The organism is Enterobacter sp. Res13-Sevr-PEC09-46, assembly GCF_015672585.1.
Lineage (GTDB): Bacteria > Pseudomonadota > Gammaproteobacteria > Enterobacterales > Enterobacteriaceae > Enterobacter > Enterobacter hormaechei_C.
The window spans coordinates 224131-237524 of the sequence record NZ_JADABR010000033.1 but is presented as its reverse complement, the minus strand read 5'-3'; the positions used below and the strand labels follow the sequence as shown (position 1 = coordinate 237524).

Sequence of the window (13394 nt, the reverse complement as noted above, 5' to 3'; positions counted from 1 at the left end):
CTTTTTAATTATGCGTGTTGAGTCGTTACGCCTTCGCAGGCGGCATGGTACTGCTGGAGTATGTCCTGAATGTGGTCGAGGATGAGTTCCCGTGGTGTGGACCTGAGAGCGCCATCGCGAACTTTGCTGTACTGCAACGGCAGATACTGGCTGATCAGCGGCAGCGGGATCGGTTCATCCGCCAGGTTGCGTACCAGCCGCTCAAAGGCGTCGTCAATCTGGCTGTCTGGCCAGTAATAGCGCACGCGGTCGGAATAGCTGTAACCGCGCGCCAGGCGACGGGCATTGCCGTCGCCGTGATAGTGGCTTTGCCAGTATTCCGGGCGATCGAGCATCACGTTTTCCAGGACGTGACGCAGCCCTGAGCAGGCTTTTGCCGGCAGCAGCTCTTCTTCAATTGCTGCCAGTGAGAACAGCGCTTCGCGCAGCGCGAAGGTTAGCGCAGGGCCGACTTTCAGAATGGCGAAGTGATCTTTCACCAACTGGCGCAGCGCCTGCGGCGTCTGGTAATCGGTAGAGTGTGCTTCAAATACAAGCGTGTCGTAGGCTTCAACCATCTCGCTCAGCGCGACGGCTTTATGCGGTTGATAGTCACAAACCTGCGCATGGTCGAACTCAACGCCAGGCTGAACCACCAGGCCAATAATGCGCGGCCAGATGTCGCTTAACCCTTCCTTCTCGAATGCGTGGCGGTGTGCCTCAAGCGTGGCGCGTGCCGCCTCTGGCGTGGTGACCTCAAGCTCGGTCAGCGTCTCGTGTGCCCCACCGGGAACCGGAACTTCCGTGCCGATAACGTAGACCAGATCGGCTACGCCAAATTGCTCGAGACAGGTGGTTTCGGCAATTTTAGCCAGCCGAGCGGCACGCCCGGCAACGATTGCATCGGTTAACGGAACCGGGTCGTCTTCGCAGGACATGCTGCAATCGAGGTGAATTTTTTTAAATCCGGCCGCCACGTAGCTTCTGATCAGATCGTCGGCGTTCGCCATCGCCTGCGAAGCCGGCAGGTTTTGCCAGCGGTTTGGACCTAAATGATCGCCGCCAAGGATCAGCTGCGAGGTGGGGAAACCAAGAGATCCCGCCAGCTTGCAGACAAACCCATAAAAATCGGCGGGCGTCATACCGGTATAACCGCCAAACTGATCCACCTGGTTTGAGGTGGCTTCTATCAGCAGGGGCGTCTGTTGTGAATGGGCGTAACGTAGTGCAGCTTCAAGTACCAGTGGATGTGCGGAACAGACGGCATAAATCCCGTTTGTATTCCCCCGTTTATGTTGTTCCACCATTTCTGTCAGATGTTTCACTTTCCTCTCCATTTCGGATGGTGTTGGTATTCATCTTTCGTTTTGTTTCATTTGATACTGCATTATGGTGAGGTAAAAATAAAACGAAAGATAATAGTTTTCCGATCTGTTTCACAAAAGAAACATAATGAAAGGTTTCAGCGGCGATTAAGCTTGCGTCCGCACACCATACAGGGCTTGCATTCCCTCAAAAGAAAGGCGTTAATAAGCAAAACGAAATGAAACGAAAGTGTATTTACTAAGGAGCTCGTATGAGCAGCACCGATTCATCCGCAGAGAAGCGCATCACCGGCACCAGTGAAAGGCGAGAGCAGATCATTCAGCGGTTGCGGGCGCAGGGAAGCGTGCAGGTTAACGATCTTTCTCTTTTATTCGGCGTGTCGACGGTGACGATCCGTAACGATCTGGCCTTTCTGGAAAAGCAGGGGATTGCCGTTCGCGCTTACGGCGGCGCGCTGATTTGCGAAGGCAATGCCCCCGGCGTGGAGCCGTCCGTTGAGGACAAAAGTTCCCTTAATACGGCAGTGAAGCGCAGCATCGCGCAGGCGGCGGCTGAACTGGTGAAGCCGGGTCACCGCATTATTCTGGACTCCGGCACCACAACCTTTGAAATTGCCCGCATGCTGCGCCAGCACACCGATGTCATTGCCATGACCAACGGGATGAACGTGGCAAACGCGCTGCTGGAAGCGGAGGGCGTAGAGCTGCTGATGACCGGCGGGCACTTGCGCCGTCAGTCGCAGTCCTTCTATGGCGATCAGGCGGAGCAGTCCTTACAGAATTACCATTTTGACCTGCTGTTCCTGGGCGTCGATGCCATCGATCTCGACCGGGGGGTGAGTACGCACAACGAGGATGAAGCCCGTCTGAACCGCAAAATGTGCGAGGTGGCGGAGCGTATTATCGTTGTCACTGACTCCAGCAAGTTTAACCGTTCAAGCCTGCATAAAATCATTGATACTCAGCGGATCGACATGATTATCGTTGATGAAGGCATTCCGGCGGAAAGCCTTGAAGGATTACGCAAAAGCGGGATCGATGTGGTGCTGGTCTAAAGAGGCTTTTCCCCTCTCCCTAACCCTCTCCCCATAGGGAGAGGGTTCCCCAGTAATTTGAAAGCAAAAGCTATAACGTTGCCTCAGAATAACTGAGGGCTTTCAGCGATGCCTCGGTCCGGCTGTAAATCGCTGAGGCGTTTCCTGTAGGCCGGGGCGAGGCGCAGAGATGCGCCGAGAGGGCGGGCTTTACAGGGATGTTACCTCCGCCCGTCCCCGATAAGCCGGAAGGAATAAGCCGAAGGCACCGCGAAGCGGCGATTTACCGCCGGAAGCCCGGGTCGCCAGGGTGGTGGCGACTGAGCCACCCTGGCACGTTCACCGGTCATGTCGTGACAGAGTAGCAAGGAACATAAAGTGAACGGAATGACCACCAGAGCCGTATGTTCCCCCTCACCCCAGCCCTCTCCCTCAAGGGAGAGGGGGCCGTCTGTGCAGGCATTATTTTGTGGGGAACCCTCAGCTCCATAGGGGAGAGGGGACTGCCCGGTGCGGTTTTTTACCCTCTCCCTGGTGGGGAGAGGACAGGGTGAGGGGCCATCACGTCACCGGCGCCGGGTTAAACACCGCCAGCGAGTTATGCAATCCCCATTGATCGGAGAAGGTTTTCTTCCGCCCGCTTGCCACATCCAGAATGAAGTGGAACAGCTTCCAGCCCACCTCTTCAATACTCTCTTCCCCGGTGGCGATGGTGCCCGCGTTGATATCCATTAAGTCATACCAGCGGTTTGCCAGCTCGGTGCGGGTCGCCATTTTGATCACCGGTACCGCCATCAGGCCGTACGGCGTGCCGCGCCCGGTGGTAAAGACCTGTACCGTAATGCCGGATGCTACCTGCTGGGTACCGCACACGAAATCACTGGCAGGCGTTGCCGCGTAGATCAGACCGCGTTTGGTTGGTCGCTGGCCAGGGGAGAGCACTTCCACAATCGCGCTCTGGCCGGATTTGGCAATCGACCCGAGGGCCTTTTCCACCACGTTGGCCAGACCGCCTTTCTTGTTACCCGGAGACGGGTTGGCGCTGCGGTCGGTTTTGCCCATGTCGAGATAGTTATCGTACCAGGCCATCTCCTCCAGCAGGCGTTTGCCCACCTCTTCGTTGACGGCGCGCGGCGTGAGCAGGTGGATAGCATCACGTACTTCGGTGACTTCGGAGAACATCACCGTGGCGCCGCAGCGCACGAACAGATCGGAGGCATAACCGACTGCCGGGTTGGCGGTGACGCCGGAAAACGCATCGCTGCCGCCACACTGTGTCCCAACGACCAGTTCAGAGGCCGGGCAGGTTTCACGCTGGCGTTTGTTCAGCTTCTCCAGATGGTGCTCTGCCACCTGTAAAATGTCGTCGACCATCGATCTGAAGCCGACATGGTGTTCATCCTGAAGTCGCACAACACTGGCATCGTCAACCGGAATGGCTTTCACATCCTCAGTACCCTGCAACAGGCGTTCTGGCTGCAATTTTTCACAGCCGAGACCAATCACCATGACCTCACCGCCAAAGTTTGGGTTAAGGGCGATATTGTGAATCGTGCGGATCGGCACGACCGCTGCGGGCGCGTTGATCGCCACGCCGCAGCCGTACAGGTGGTTAAGACCCACCACGCCGTCAACGTTGGGGTATTTCGGCAACAGATCGCGCTCAATAATTTTCACCACATAATCCACTACGCCCGCCACGCAATGCACGCTGGTGGTGATGCCAAGCAGGTTTTTGGTTCCCACGCTGCCATCCGCGTTGCGGTAACCCTCGAAGGTATAACCCTCCAGCGGAGGCAACGGCTCAGGGACGCGGGTAGCCAGCGGCAACGACTCCAGCGGCGGGGCGGTGGGCAGCTCAACCAGCGACTCCTCAATCCAGCTACCCTGCGGGATAGCGCGCACCGCATAGCCGATGACTTCGCCGTAGCGCACGATTTCGCCCTGCGCCGGGATATCGACCAGTGCGACTTTATGCCCCTGCGGAATGTGCTCAATCAGCTCCAGGCCATCCGGAAAGCGGGTGCCAGCTTTTAAGCCATTGTCGTTGACAATAATCGCCACGTTATCGGTATCGTGCACTTTTATATAGAACGCCGTCGGCGACGCCTGTCGAATTTCAATATCGGCCATTGTTCACTCTTCTCCAGCAAAATATCTGATACTAAATATAGCCAGATGGTTAATTGTTTCTTATTGAGGAAATAAAGAATGCCAGGAGAGGAAAGGTGAGAATGTGATCGCGATCGCTCCCGAACCACTAATCGTTGATTCTGTGCATCAGCGCCCACTGTGTTGGGCATATGCTCAAAATAGCGTGCCACTCCCGTTGGATAATTGAGCATTGAGACAATGTGCTGCCGGGTGGTGACGATTATACTGAATGACGATTTTATAACGCCAAAATTCAGTCAGGAAAATAAATATAACGCTGACGCTGAGTCGGAATAAATAAGAAAAGCTACTGGCTAAAACTGCGGAATTAAAAAAGGTATAAGTAATGAGTAACGACATCTTCCCGAATAAATTTAAAGCGGCCCTCGCGGCGCACCAGATTCAGATTGGCTGCTGGTCTGCGCTGGCCAACCCCATCAGCACCGAAGTGCTGGGCCTGGCCGGGTTCGACTGGCTGGTGCTGGACGGCGAACATGCGCCAAACGATATCAACACGTTTATTCCGCAGCTGATGGCGCTGAAAGGCAGCCACAGCGCGCCGGTGGTGCGTGTGCCCACCAACGAGCCGGTGATCATCAAGCGTCTGCTGGATATCGGCTTCTACAACTTCCTGATCCCGTTTGTTGAAACGGAAGAAGAAGCGGTGCTGGCCGTGGCGGCGACCCGCTATCCACCGGAAGGGATCCGCGGCGTGTCCGTCTCGCACCGCGCCAACATGTTTGGCACCGTGCCGGACTATTTCGCTCAGTCCAACAAGAACATCACCATTCTGGTTCAGATCGAGAGCCAGCAGGGGGTCGATAACGTCGACGCTATTGCCGCGACGGAGGGGGTAGACGGCATTTTCGTCGGCCCGAGCGATCTGGCGGCCGCCTTTGGTCATCTGGGCAACGCCAGCCATCCGGACGTGCAGCGCGCAATTCAGCACATTTTTGCCCGTGCCAAAGCGCACGGTAAACCGTGCGGCATTCTGGCGCCAGTGGAAGCCGATGCCCGCCGCTACCTGGAGTGGGGCGCAACGTTTGTTGCCGTGGGCAGCGATCTCGGCGTATTCCGCGCCGCCACGCAGAAATTAGCGGACGCTTTTAAAAAATAACCATCATTGAGGAAACAGATTATGACGCTGAAAGTGGGTTTTATTGGCCTGGGTATCATGGGCAAACCAATGAGCAAAAACCTCATCAAAGCAGGTTACTCACTGGTGGTTTTAGATCGTAATTCAGACGCGGTGGCAGAGGTGATTGCGGCTGGCGCAGAAACGGCGACAACCGCAAAAGCGATTGCTGAGCAGTGCGACGTGATTATCACCATGCTGCCAAACTCCCCGCACGTGAAAGAGGTGGCGCTGGGTGAGAACGGCATTATCGACGGCGCGAAGCCGGGCCTGGTGGTGATCGACATGAGTTCTATCGCACCGCTGGCAAGCCGCGAAATCAGCGAGGCGCTGAAAGCGAAGGGCGTGGAGATGCTGGATGCGCCGGTCAGCGGCGGCGAACCGAAAGCCATCGACGGCACCCTGTCGGTGATGGTAGGGGGCGATAAAGCCGTGTTCGACAAATACTACGACCTGATGAAAGCCATGGCTGGCTCCGTGGTGCACACCGGTAAAATTGGCGCAGGCAACGTCACCAAGCTGGCAAACCAGGTGATTGTGGCGTTGAACATCGCGGCCATGTCCGAAGCGCTGACGCTGGCCACCAAAGCGGGCGTTAATCCGGATCTGGTCTATCAGGCCATTCGCGGTGGTCTGGCGGGCAGCACCGTGCTGGATGCCAAGGCGCCGATGGTGATGGATCGTAACTTCAGGCCGGGCTTCCGCATCGATCTGCACATTAAGGATCTGGCGAATGCGCTGGATACCTCCCACGGCGTGGGCGCGCAGCTGCCGCTGACTGCCGCCGTCATGGAGATGATGCAGGCGCTGCGTGCGGACGGTCTGGGTACCGCCGATCACAGCGCGTTAGCGTGCTATTACGAAAAACTGGCGAAGGTTGAAATTGCTCGCTAATGACGTCCTGCCCGGTGGCGTTACGCTTACCGGGCCTACGGCTCAGGCATACAACTATGAAAATCGTAATCGCGCCAGACTCTTATAAAGAAAGCCTGTCTGCCACCGAGGTGGCGCAGGCGATAGAAAAAGGATTTCGGGAAATTTTCCCCGACGCTCATTACGTGTCTGTTCCCGTTGCTGACGGCGGAGAAGGTACGGTTGAAGCGATGATCGCCGCGACGCAGGGCACCTGGCAGCAGGCTGTCGTCACCGGCCCATTAGGGGAAAAGGTGAAGGCCAGTTGGGGGATCTCGGGCGACGGTGCCACCGCGTTTATCGAGATGGCCGCCGCCAGCGGCCTGGTGCTTGTTCCTCCCGCGCAGCGTAACCCGCTGGTCACGACGTCGCGCGGGACGGGGGAGCTGATCCTCAGCGCGCTGGATAAAGGCGCGCGCAACATCATTATCGGTATCGGCGGGAGCGCAACCAACGATGGGGGCGCGGGTATGATGCAGGCGCTGGGCGCGAAGTTTACGGATGCGAACGGGACGGAGATCGGCTACGGCGGCGGCAGCCTGATGGCGCTTAACCGGATTGATATTTCCGATCTCGATCCGCGTCTTCAGGGATGCGCAATCCGCGTCGCCTGTGACGTGACGAATCCGCTGGTGGGTGAAAGCGGCGCGTCGCGTATCTTTGGCCCGCAAAAAGGCGCCACGGAGGAGATGATCCTCGAACTCGACGCCAATCTTAGCCACTACGCCGGGGTGATCAAAAAATCACTGCGCATTGACGTCAACCGGGTTCCGGGGGCTGGCGCCGCGGGCGGCATGGGCGCAGCGCTGATGGCCTTCCTGGGCGCTGAGCTGAAAAGCGGCATCGAGATTGTCACTCAGGCGCTCAATCTTGAAGAACATATTCACGACTGCACGTGGGTGCTGACCGGGGAAGGGCGCATCGACAGCCAGAGCATTAATGGCAAAGTGCCCGTCGGCGTGGCGAGCGTCGCCAAAAAATACCATAAGCCGGTGATCGGGATTGCCGGAAGTCTGACGCAGGATGTGGGTGTGGTGCATCAGTACGGCATCGACGCGGTGTTCAGCGTACTGACCAGTATCGGTTCACTGGAAGAGGCGTTCCAGAGAGCATATGACAACATTTACCGCGCCTCGCGGAATATCGCGGCCACATTGCAGGTAGGCATGCGTAGCCAGGGGTGACAGCGGCGCGCAAACCCTCTATACTGCGCGCCGAAGCTGACCAGACAGTCGCCGCTTCGTCGTCGTCCCTTTCGGGGGAGACGGGCGGAGGGGAGGAAAGTCCGGGCTCCACAGGGCAGGGTGCCAGGTAACGCCTGGGGGGGAAACCCACGACCAGTGCAACAGAGAGCAAACCGCCGATGGCCCGCGCAAGCGGGATCAGGTAAGGGTGAAAGGGTGCGGTAAGAGCGCACCGCGCGGCTGGTAACAGTCCGTGGCACGGTAAACTCCACCCGGAGCAAGGCCAAATAGGGGTTCACATGGTACGGCCCGTACTGAACCCGGGTAGGCTGCTTGAGCCAGTGAGCGATTGCTGGCCTAGATGAATGACTGTCCACGACAGAACCCGGCTTATCGGTCAGCTTCAACTTCTTACGAAACCCCGCTTCGGCGGGGTTTTTGTTTTCTGAAGGTTGCAGGCCGGGTAAGCGAAGCGCCAAACGACATCAATTCTCAATTTTGCGACGCTAAGCACATTTCACTATTTGGTTGACTGTGTGTTCCTCTCATCTGCTGCGCATGATCGCAATCACAAAATTTAACGCTATAAAATTAGAAAATTTTAGTGTTGAGCAGATGTTGTAAATGTTTAGTCAGTGATGCCGAATGTTATTCATTTGATAATTTAATATTGAATCTAAAAACATTCTTCTGGTGAATGTGTGATATATCCCACTCTTTAACCGGAAAGTGAATAAATATTCCTGGTAAAGTTGATAAACCACAAAAATGTTTTAAAGGAATAATGGTGTTTTATTAACCTTTAATTGCCTGAAAGATAGCCTTTATTAATATTTTTAAAGCAAAAAAATTCACGCTGGTTATTGCCATAAAATAAATTTATTACCGCGTTTTTTATTGATCAATATCAGCGTAAATGCGTATTTTTATTGTAATAAGCATTTGATTTATAAAGACATAAATAGATTTCTGGTGCGATTGAAAACAGAGCGTCCTGGCAAATTGTGAGTAACAGCACATACCCCCTGAAACAATATTGGGTAGAATCCGCTGCGTCATAGGGAAATAAGCGCAGAATATTATGAATACTATTATTCTACCGAAAACACAGCACCTCGTGGTATTTCAGGAAGTCATCAAAAGTGGCTCCATAGGTTCTGCTGCAAGACAACTGGGGCTGACGCAACCTGCCGTCAGCAAAATCATCAGCGACATCGAATCCTACTTTGGGGTGGAAGTGATGGTGCGTAAGAACACCGGCGTAAAACTCACTGCCGCCGGTCAGGTGCTGCTGTCCTACGCTGAGTCGATCACCCGCGAAATGAAAAACATGGTGAGCGAGATTAACAGCCTCAGTTTCAGTACCGTCATGGACGTCTCTTTTGGCTATCCGTCGCTGATTGGCTTCACCTTCCTGTCCGGGATGATCAAAAAATTCAAGGAAGTGTTCCCGAAAGCGCGTGTCTCAATGTATGAAGCGCAGCTCTCTTCATTCCTGCCCGCCATTCGCGATGGCCGGCTGGATTTCGCCATCGGCACGCTGAGCGACGGGATGCAGCTTCAGGATCTTCACGTTGAGCCACTGTTTGAATCCGAGTTTGTGCTGGTGGCGAGTAAATCACGAACGTGCACCGGCCCGACCAGACTGGCATCGCTCACGCACGAGCAGTGGGTGATGCCGCAAACCGATATGGGCTACTACAACGAACTCCTGACCACCCTGCAAGACAACCACATCAGCATTGAAAACATCGTCCAGACCGATTCCGTCGTCACCATCTATAACCTTGTCCTCAATGCCGATTACCTGACGGTGATCCCCCGTGACATGATTGCGCCATTCGGCTCGGACCAGTTTATTGTTCTGCCGGTGGAAGATGAATTACCCGTGGCGCGTTATGCCGCCGTGTGGTCAAAAAATTACAGTATTAAAAAATCGGCGTCAGTATTAGTTGAACTGGCAAAACAATATTCGTCGATGAATATCGAAAAACGACGATAGAAATAATGATGATTTAAAACACCCGGAGCGACGCTTTTTAACGCTCTGATACCCTGACTTTGCCTGAAAACAATGAATTATTATAACGAGGATATTATGCACATTACTTACGATCTCCCGGTGACCATTGAAGATATTCAGGACGCCAGAAAAAGACTGGCGGGAAAGATCTATAAAACCGGTATGCCGCGCTCGAATTATCTGAGCGAACGGTGTAAGGGTGAGATATTCCTGAAATTTGAAAATATGCAGCGTACCGGTTCGTTTAAAATACGTGGGGCGTTTAATAAATTAAGCTCGCTGACCGATGCGGAAAAACGCAAGGGCGTGGTGGCCTGTTCCGCAGGGAACCACGCGCAGGGGGTCTCTCTCTCCTGCGCCATGCTCGGCATCGACGGCAAAGTGGTCATGCCGATGGGCGCGCCGAAATCCAAGGTTGCCGCCACGCGCGACTACTCCGCCGAAGTGGTGCTGCACGGCGAAAACTTTAACGACACCATCGCCAAAGTGAGCGAAATCGTCGAGATGGAAGGGCGCATTTTTATCCCGCCTTACGACGATCCGAAAGTCATTGCCGGGCAGGGCACCATCGGCCTGGAAATCCTCGAAGATTTATATGACGTGGATAACGTGATTGTCCCCATCGGCGGCGGCGGTTTAATTGCCGGTATTGCGACAGCAATTAAATCCATCAACCCAACTATCAATATTATCGGCGTGCAGTCTGAAAATGTGCACGGAATGGCGGCATCGTATCAGGCCGGAGAAATAACCAGTCATCGTGTTACCGGCACATTAGCTGACGGCTGCGACGTGTCTCGCCCAGGTAATTTAACCTTCGAAATTGTTCGTGAATTAGTCGATGACATTGTGCTGGTCAGCGAAGACGAGATTCGCAACAGCATGATCGCGCTTATTCAGCGAAATAAGGTGGTCACGGAAGGTGCCGGTGCGCTGGCGTGCGCGGCGTTATTAAGCGGCAAGCTGGACCACTATATTCAGGGCCGAAAAACCGTCTGCATTATTTCCGGCGGCAATATCGATCTCTCCCGTGTTTCCCAAATTACCGGCTTCGTTGACGCATAAAGGATGACTTATGAGCAACACAGAAAGCATTATCGTTGGCCAGACAAAAACGTCCACCTGGCGTAAATCGGATACCACCTGGACGCTCGGCCTGTTTGGTACCGCCATTGGCGCAGGCGTGCTGTTCTTCCCTATCCGTGCAGGCTTTGGCGGCCTGATCCCTATCCTGCTGATGCTGGTACTCGCGTTTCCGATTGCGTTTTACTGCCACCGCGCACTGGCGCGTCTGTGTTTGTCCGGCAGTAACGTCTCCGGCAACATCACCGAAACGGTGGAGGAGCATTTTGGTAAGACCGGCGGGGTGGTGATCACCTTCCTCTACTTCTTTGCCATTTGCCCGCTGCTGTGGATTTACGGCGTCACCATTACCAACACCTTTATGACCTTCTGGGAAAACCAGCTCCAGATGCCCGCCCTGAACCGCGGCGTGGTGGCGCTATTCCTGCTGCTGCTGATGGCTTTTGTTATCTGGTTCGGTAAAGACCTGATGGTGAAAGTGATGAGCTACCTTGTGTTCCCGTTCATCGCCAGCCTGGTGTTGATTTCTCTCTCGCTGATCCCGTACTGGAACTCGGCGGTGATCGACCAGGTTAACCTGAGCGATATCGCCTTCACCGGTCATGACGGCATTCTGGTCACGGTGTGGCTGGGGATCTCCATCATGGTCTTCTCCTTCAACTTCTCGCCTATCGTCTCCTCGTTTGTGGTCTCCAAACGCGAAGAGTACGAACCAGAGTTCGGGAAAGAGTTTACCGAGCAGAAATGTTCCAAAATCATTGGTCGCGCCAGCCTGCTGATGGTGGCGGTGGTGATGTTCTTCGCCTTTAGCTGCCTGTTTACGCTCTCTCCGCAGAACATGGCGGACGCCAAAGCGCAGAACATTCCGGTGCTCTCTTACCTGGCGAACCACTTCGCGTCGATGTCAGGCAGTAAATCCACGTTCGCCACGGTGCTGGAATACGGTGCCTCCATCATCGCGCTGGTCGCTATCTTTAAATCCTTCTTCGGCCACTATCTGGGCACGCTGGAGGGGCTGAACGGTCTGATCCTCAAGTTCGGTTACAAGGGCGACAAGAAGAAAGTCTCCGTGGGCAAGCTGAACACCATCAGCATGGTCTTCATCATGGGCTCCACCTGGATTGTGGCCTACGCCAACCCGAACATCCTGGACCTTATTGAAGCCATGGGCGCGCCAATTATCGCCTCTCTGCTGTGCCTGCTGCCGATGTACGCCATCCGCAAGGCGCCTGCGCTGGCGAAATACAAAGGCCGGACCGAGAACATCTTCGTAACCGTGGTCGGCCTGCTGACCATTCTGAACATCGTGTACAAACTGTTTTAAACCAAAGCTCAGGAAGAGCGGAGCCATACCATGATTGAGTTTCCGGTAGTACTGGTCATTAACTGCGGATCGTCCTCCGTTAAGTTCTCGGTGCTGGACGCCGCAGGCTGCGATGCCCTGATGACGGGCATTGCGGACGGCATCAACACAGAAAAAGCCTTTATTTCCGTGAATGGGGGGGAGCCGGTCAGACTGGCTCACCAGGACTACGAAGGGGCGCTGGCCGCCATCGCCCTGGAGCTGGAGAAACGCAACCTGATGGGCAGCGTGGCCTTGATTGGCCATCGCATTGCCCACGGCGGCGACCTCTTCAGCGAGTCGACCCTGATCACGGAAGAGGTGATGGCGCAGATCTGCGAGGTCTCCCCGCTGGCGCCGCTGCATAACTACGCCAACCTGAGCGGCGTGGAAGCCGCCGGGCGCCTGTTCCCCGGCGTGCAGCAGGTGGCGGTATTTGATACCAGCTTCCACCAGACCATGGCGCCGCAGGCGTATTTGTACGGCTTGCCGTACCGCTATTTTGAAGAGCTGGGCGTGCGCCGCTACGGTTTCCACGGCACCTCTCACCGCTACGTGTCGGCGCAGGCGCACGCGCTGCTCGGGCTCTCTCCCGATGACAGCGGCCTGGTGATTGCCCATCTCGGCAACGGGGCGTCCATCTGCGCGGTGCGTAACGGCGTAAGCGTGGACACGTCCATGGGGATGACGCCGCTTGAAGGACTGGTGATGGGCACGCGCTGCGGCGACGTGGATTTTGGCGCGATGGCGTGGATTGCCCGGCAGACCGGCCAGTCGTTCGAGGATCTGGAGCGCGTGGTCAACAAAGAGTCCGGGCTGCTGGGGATCTCTGGCATCTCCTCCGATTTGCGCGCGCTGGAGAAAGCCTGGCATGACGGCAACGAGCGGGCGCGGCTGGCAATAAAGACCTTCGTCCACCGGATTGCGCGACATATCGCCGGTCATGCCGCGTCCCTGCACCGTCTGGATGGCGTGGTGTTTACCGGCGGGATCGGTGAGAACTCCGTGCTTATCCGCGCGCTGGTGGTGGAGCATCTTAAGGTGTTTGGCATCATCCTCGACGAGTCCAAAAATGCCCTGCCGGGCAGCGCGGGCGAGCGCGTGATCTCTACCGAGTCGTCCCGCGCGGCCTGCGCGGTGATCCCTACCAATGAAGAAAAAATGATCGCACTGGACGCCCTCCGTCTTGGGAAGGTTACTCCGGCTGCGGCTTACGCCTGATA

General features: G+C 55.5%; 10 protein-coding genes and 1 other RNA gene. 9 read left to right on the top strand and 2 right to left on the bottom strand.

All coding sequences use genetic code 11. The features are described from left to right. Window positions 1–8 precede the first annotated feature (8 nt). Complete coding sequence (kbaZ, locus tag IMQ56_RS21105) at window positions 9–1316, bottom strand: tagatose-bisphosphate aldolase subunit KbaZ (protein ID WP_032649636.1); 1308 nt, start codon at window positions 1314–1316, stop codon at window positions 9–11. Between the two features lie 239 nt (window positions 1317–1555). Between kbaZ and IMQ56_RS21100 the strand changes: the two genes are divergently transcribed. Continuing rightward, window positions 1556–2359 (top strand): DeoR family transcriptional regulator, encoded by an 804-nt coding sequence (locus IMQ56_RS21100; protein ID WP_017693937.1) that lies wholly within the window; start codon window positions 1556–1558, stop codon window positions 2357–2359. 540 nt (window positions 2360–2899) lie between these two features. On the opposite strand, the gene garD is transcribed toward IMQ56_RS21100, so the two are convergent. After that, on the bottom strand, window positions 2900–4471 hold the full coding sequence (gene garD, locus IMQ56_RS21095) for a galactarate dehydratase (RefSeq protein ID WP_015571957.1): 1572 nt from the start codon (window positions 4469–4471) through the stop codon (window positions 2900–2902). 367 nt (window positions 4472–4838) lie between these two features. Here garD and garL point away from each other — a divergent pair, with 367 nt between their 5' ends. The 8 genes from garL to tdcD all read left to right on the top strand — a co-directional run bounded on the left by garL (window position 4839) and on the right by tdcD (window position 13392). Then, the gene (gene garL / locus IMQ56_RS21090; RefSeq protein WP_003862676.1) at window positions 4839–5609 is read left to right on the top strand and encodes a 2-dehydro-3-deoxyglucarate aldolase; all 771 of its coding nucleotides are present in this window, start codon (window positions 4839–4841) and stop codon (window positions 5607–5609) included. Between the two features lie 21 nt (window positions 5610–5630). Beyond that, window positions 5631–6521 (top strand): 2-hydroxy-3-oxopropionate reductase, encoded by an 891-nt coding sequence (gene garR / locus IMQ56_RS21085; protein ID WP_126543304.1) that lies wholly within the window; start codon window positions 5631–5633, stop codon window positions 6519–6521. Window positions 6522–6577: 56 nt separating this feature from the next. Continuing rightward, window positions 6578–7723: a glycerate 2-kinase gene (gene garK, locus IMQ56_RS21080; RefSeq protein ID WP_196063906.1), complete on the top strand. Its 1146-nt coding sequence runs from the start codon at window positions 6578–6580 to the stop codon at window positions 7721–7723. 32 nt (window positions 7724–7755) lie between these two features. After that, window positions 7756–8132: RNase P RNA component class A (gene rnpB, locus IMQ56_RS21075), an RNA gene on the top strand. 672 nt (window positions 8133–8804) lie between these two features. Continuing rightward, a complete protein-coding gene (tdcA, locus tag IMQ56_RS21070; RefSeq protein ID WP_006812085.1) occupies window positions 8805–9725 on the top strand; it encodes a transcriptional regulator TdcA in 921 nt (306 codons plus the stop codon). A 96-nt stretch (window positions 9726–9821) separates the two neighbouring features. Then, window positions 9822–10811: a bifunctional threonine ammonia-lyase/L-serine ammonia-lyase TdcB gene (gene tdcB, locus IMQ56_RS21065; protein WP_023304478.1), complete on the top strand. Its 990-nt coding sequence runs from the start codon at window positions 9822–9824 to the stop codon at window positions 10809–10811. Between the two features lie 10 nt (window positions 10812–10821). Beyond that, window positions 10822–12153 (top strand): threonine/serine transporter TdcC, encoded by a 1332-nt coding sequence (gene tdcC, locus IMQ56_RS21060; protein WP_006812083.1) that lies wholly within the window; start codon window positions 10822–10824, stop codon window positions 12151–12153. Between the two features lie 30 nt (window positions 12154–12183). Then, window positions 12184–13392, top strand: coding sequence for a propionate kinase (gene tdcD / locus IMQ56_RS21055; RefSeq protein ID WP_108393948.1), 1209 nt, complete (start codon window positions 12184–12186; stop codon window positions 13390–13392). Window positions 13393–13394: the final 2 nt, after the last annotated feature.

Coding starts and splice junctions, on each gene's coding strand:
- tdcC (WP_006812083.1), top strand. CDS start 10,822: ATGAGCAACACAGAAAGCATTATCGTTGGCCAGACAAAAACGTCCACC.
- kbaZ (WP_032649636.1), bottom strand. CDS start 1,316: ATGGAGAGGAAAGTGAAACATCTGACAGAAATGGTGGAACAACATAAA.
- tdcB (WP_023304478.1), top strand. CDS start 9,822: ATGCACATTACTTACGATCTCCCGGTGACCATTGAAGATATTCAGGAC.
- IMQ56_RS21100 (WP_017693937.1), top strand. CDS start 1,556: ATGAGCAGCACCGATTCATCCGCAGAGAAGCGCATCACCGGCACCAGT.
- garR (WP_126543304.1), top strand. CDS start 5,631: ATGACGCTGAAAGTGGGTTTTATTGGCCTGGGTATCATGGGCAAACCA.
- garL (WP_003862676.1), top strand. CDS start 4,839: ATGAGTAACGACATCTTCCCGAATAAATTTAAAGCGGCCCTCGCGGCG.
- tdcD (WP_108393948.1), top strand. CDS start 12,184: ATGATTGAGTTTCCGGTAGTACTGGTCATTAACTGCGGATCGTCCTCC.
- garK (WP_196063906.1), top strand. CDS start 6,578: ATGAAAATCGTAATCGCGCCAGACTCTTATAAAGAAAGCCTGTCTGCC.
- tdcA (WP_006812085.1), top strand. CDS start 8,805: ATGAATACTATTATTCTACCGAAAACACAGCACCTCGTGGTATTTCAG.
- garD (WP_015571957.1), bottom strand. CDS start 4,471: ATGGCCGATATTGAAATTCGACAGGCGTCGCCGACGGCGTTCTATATA.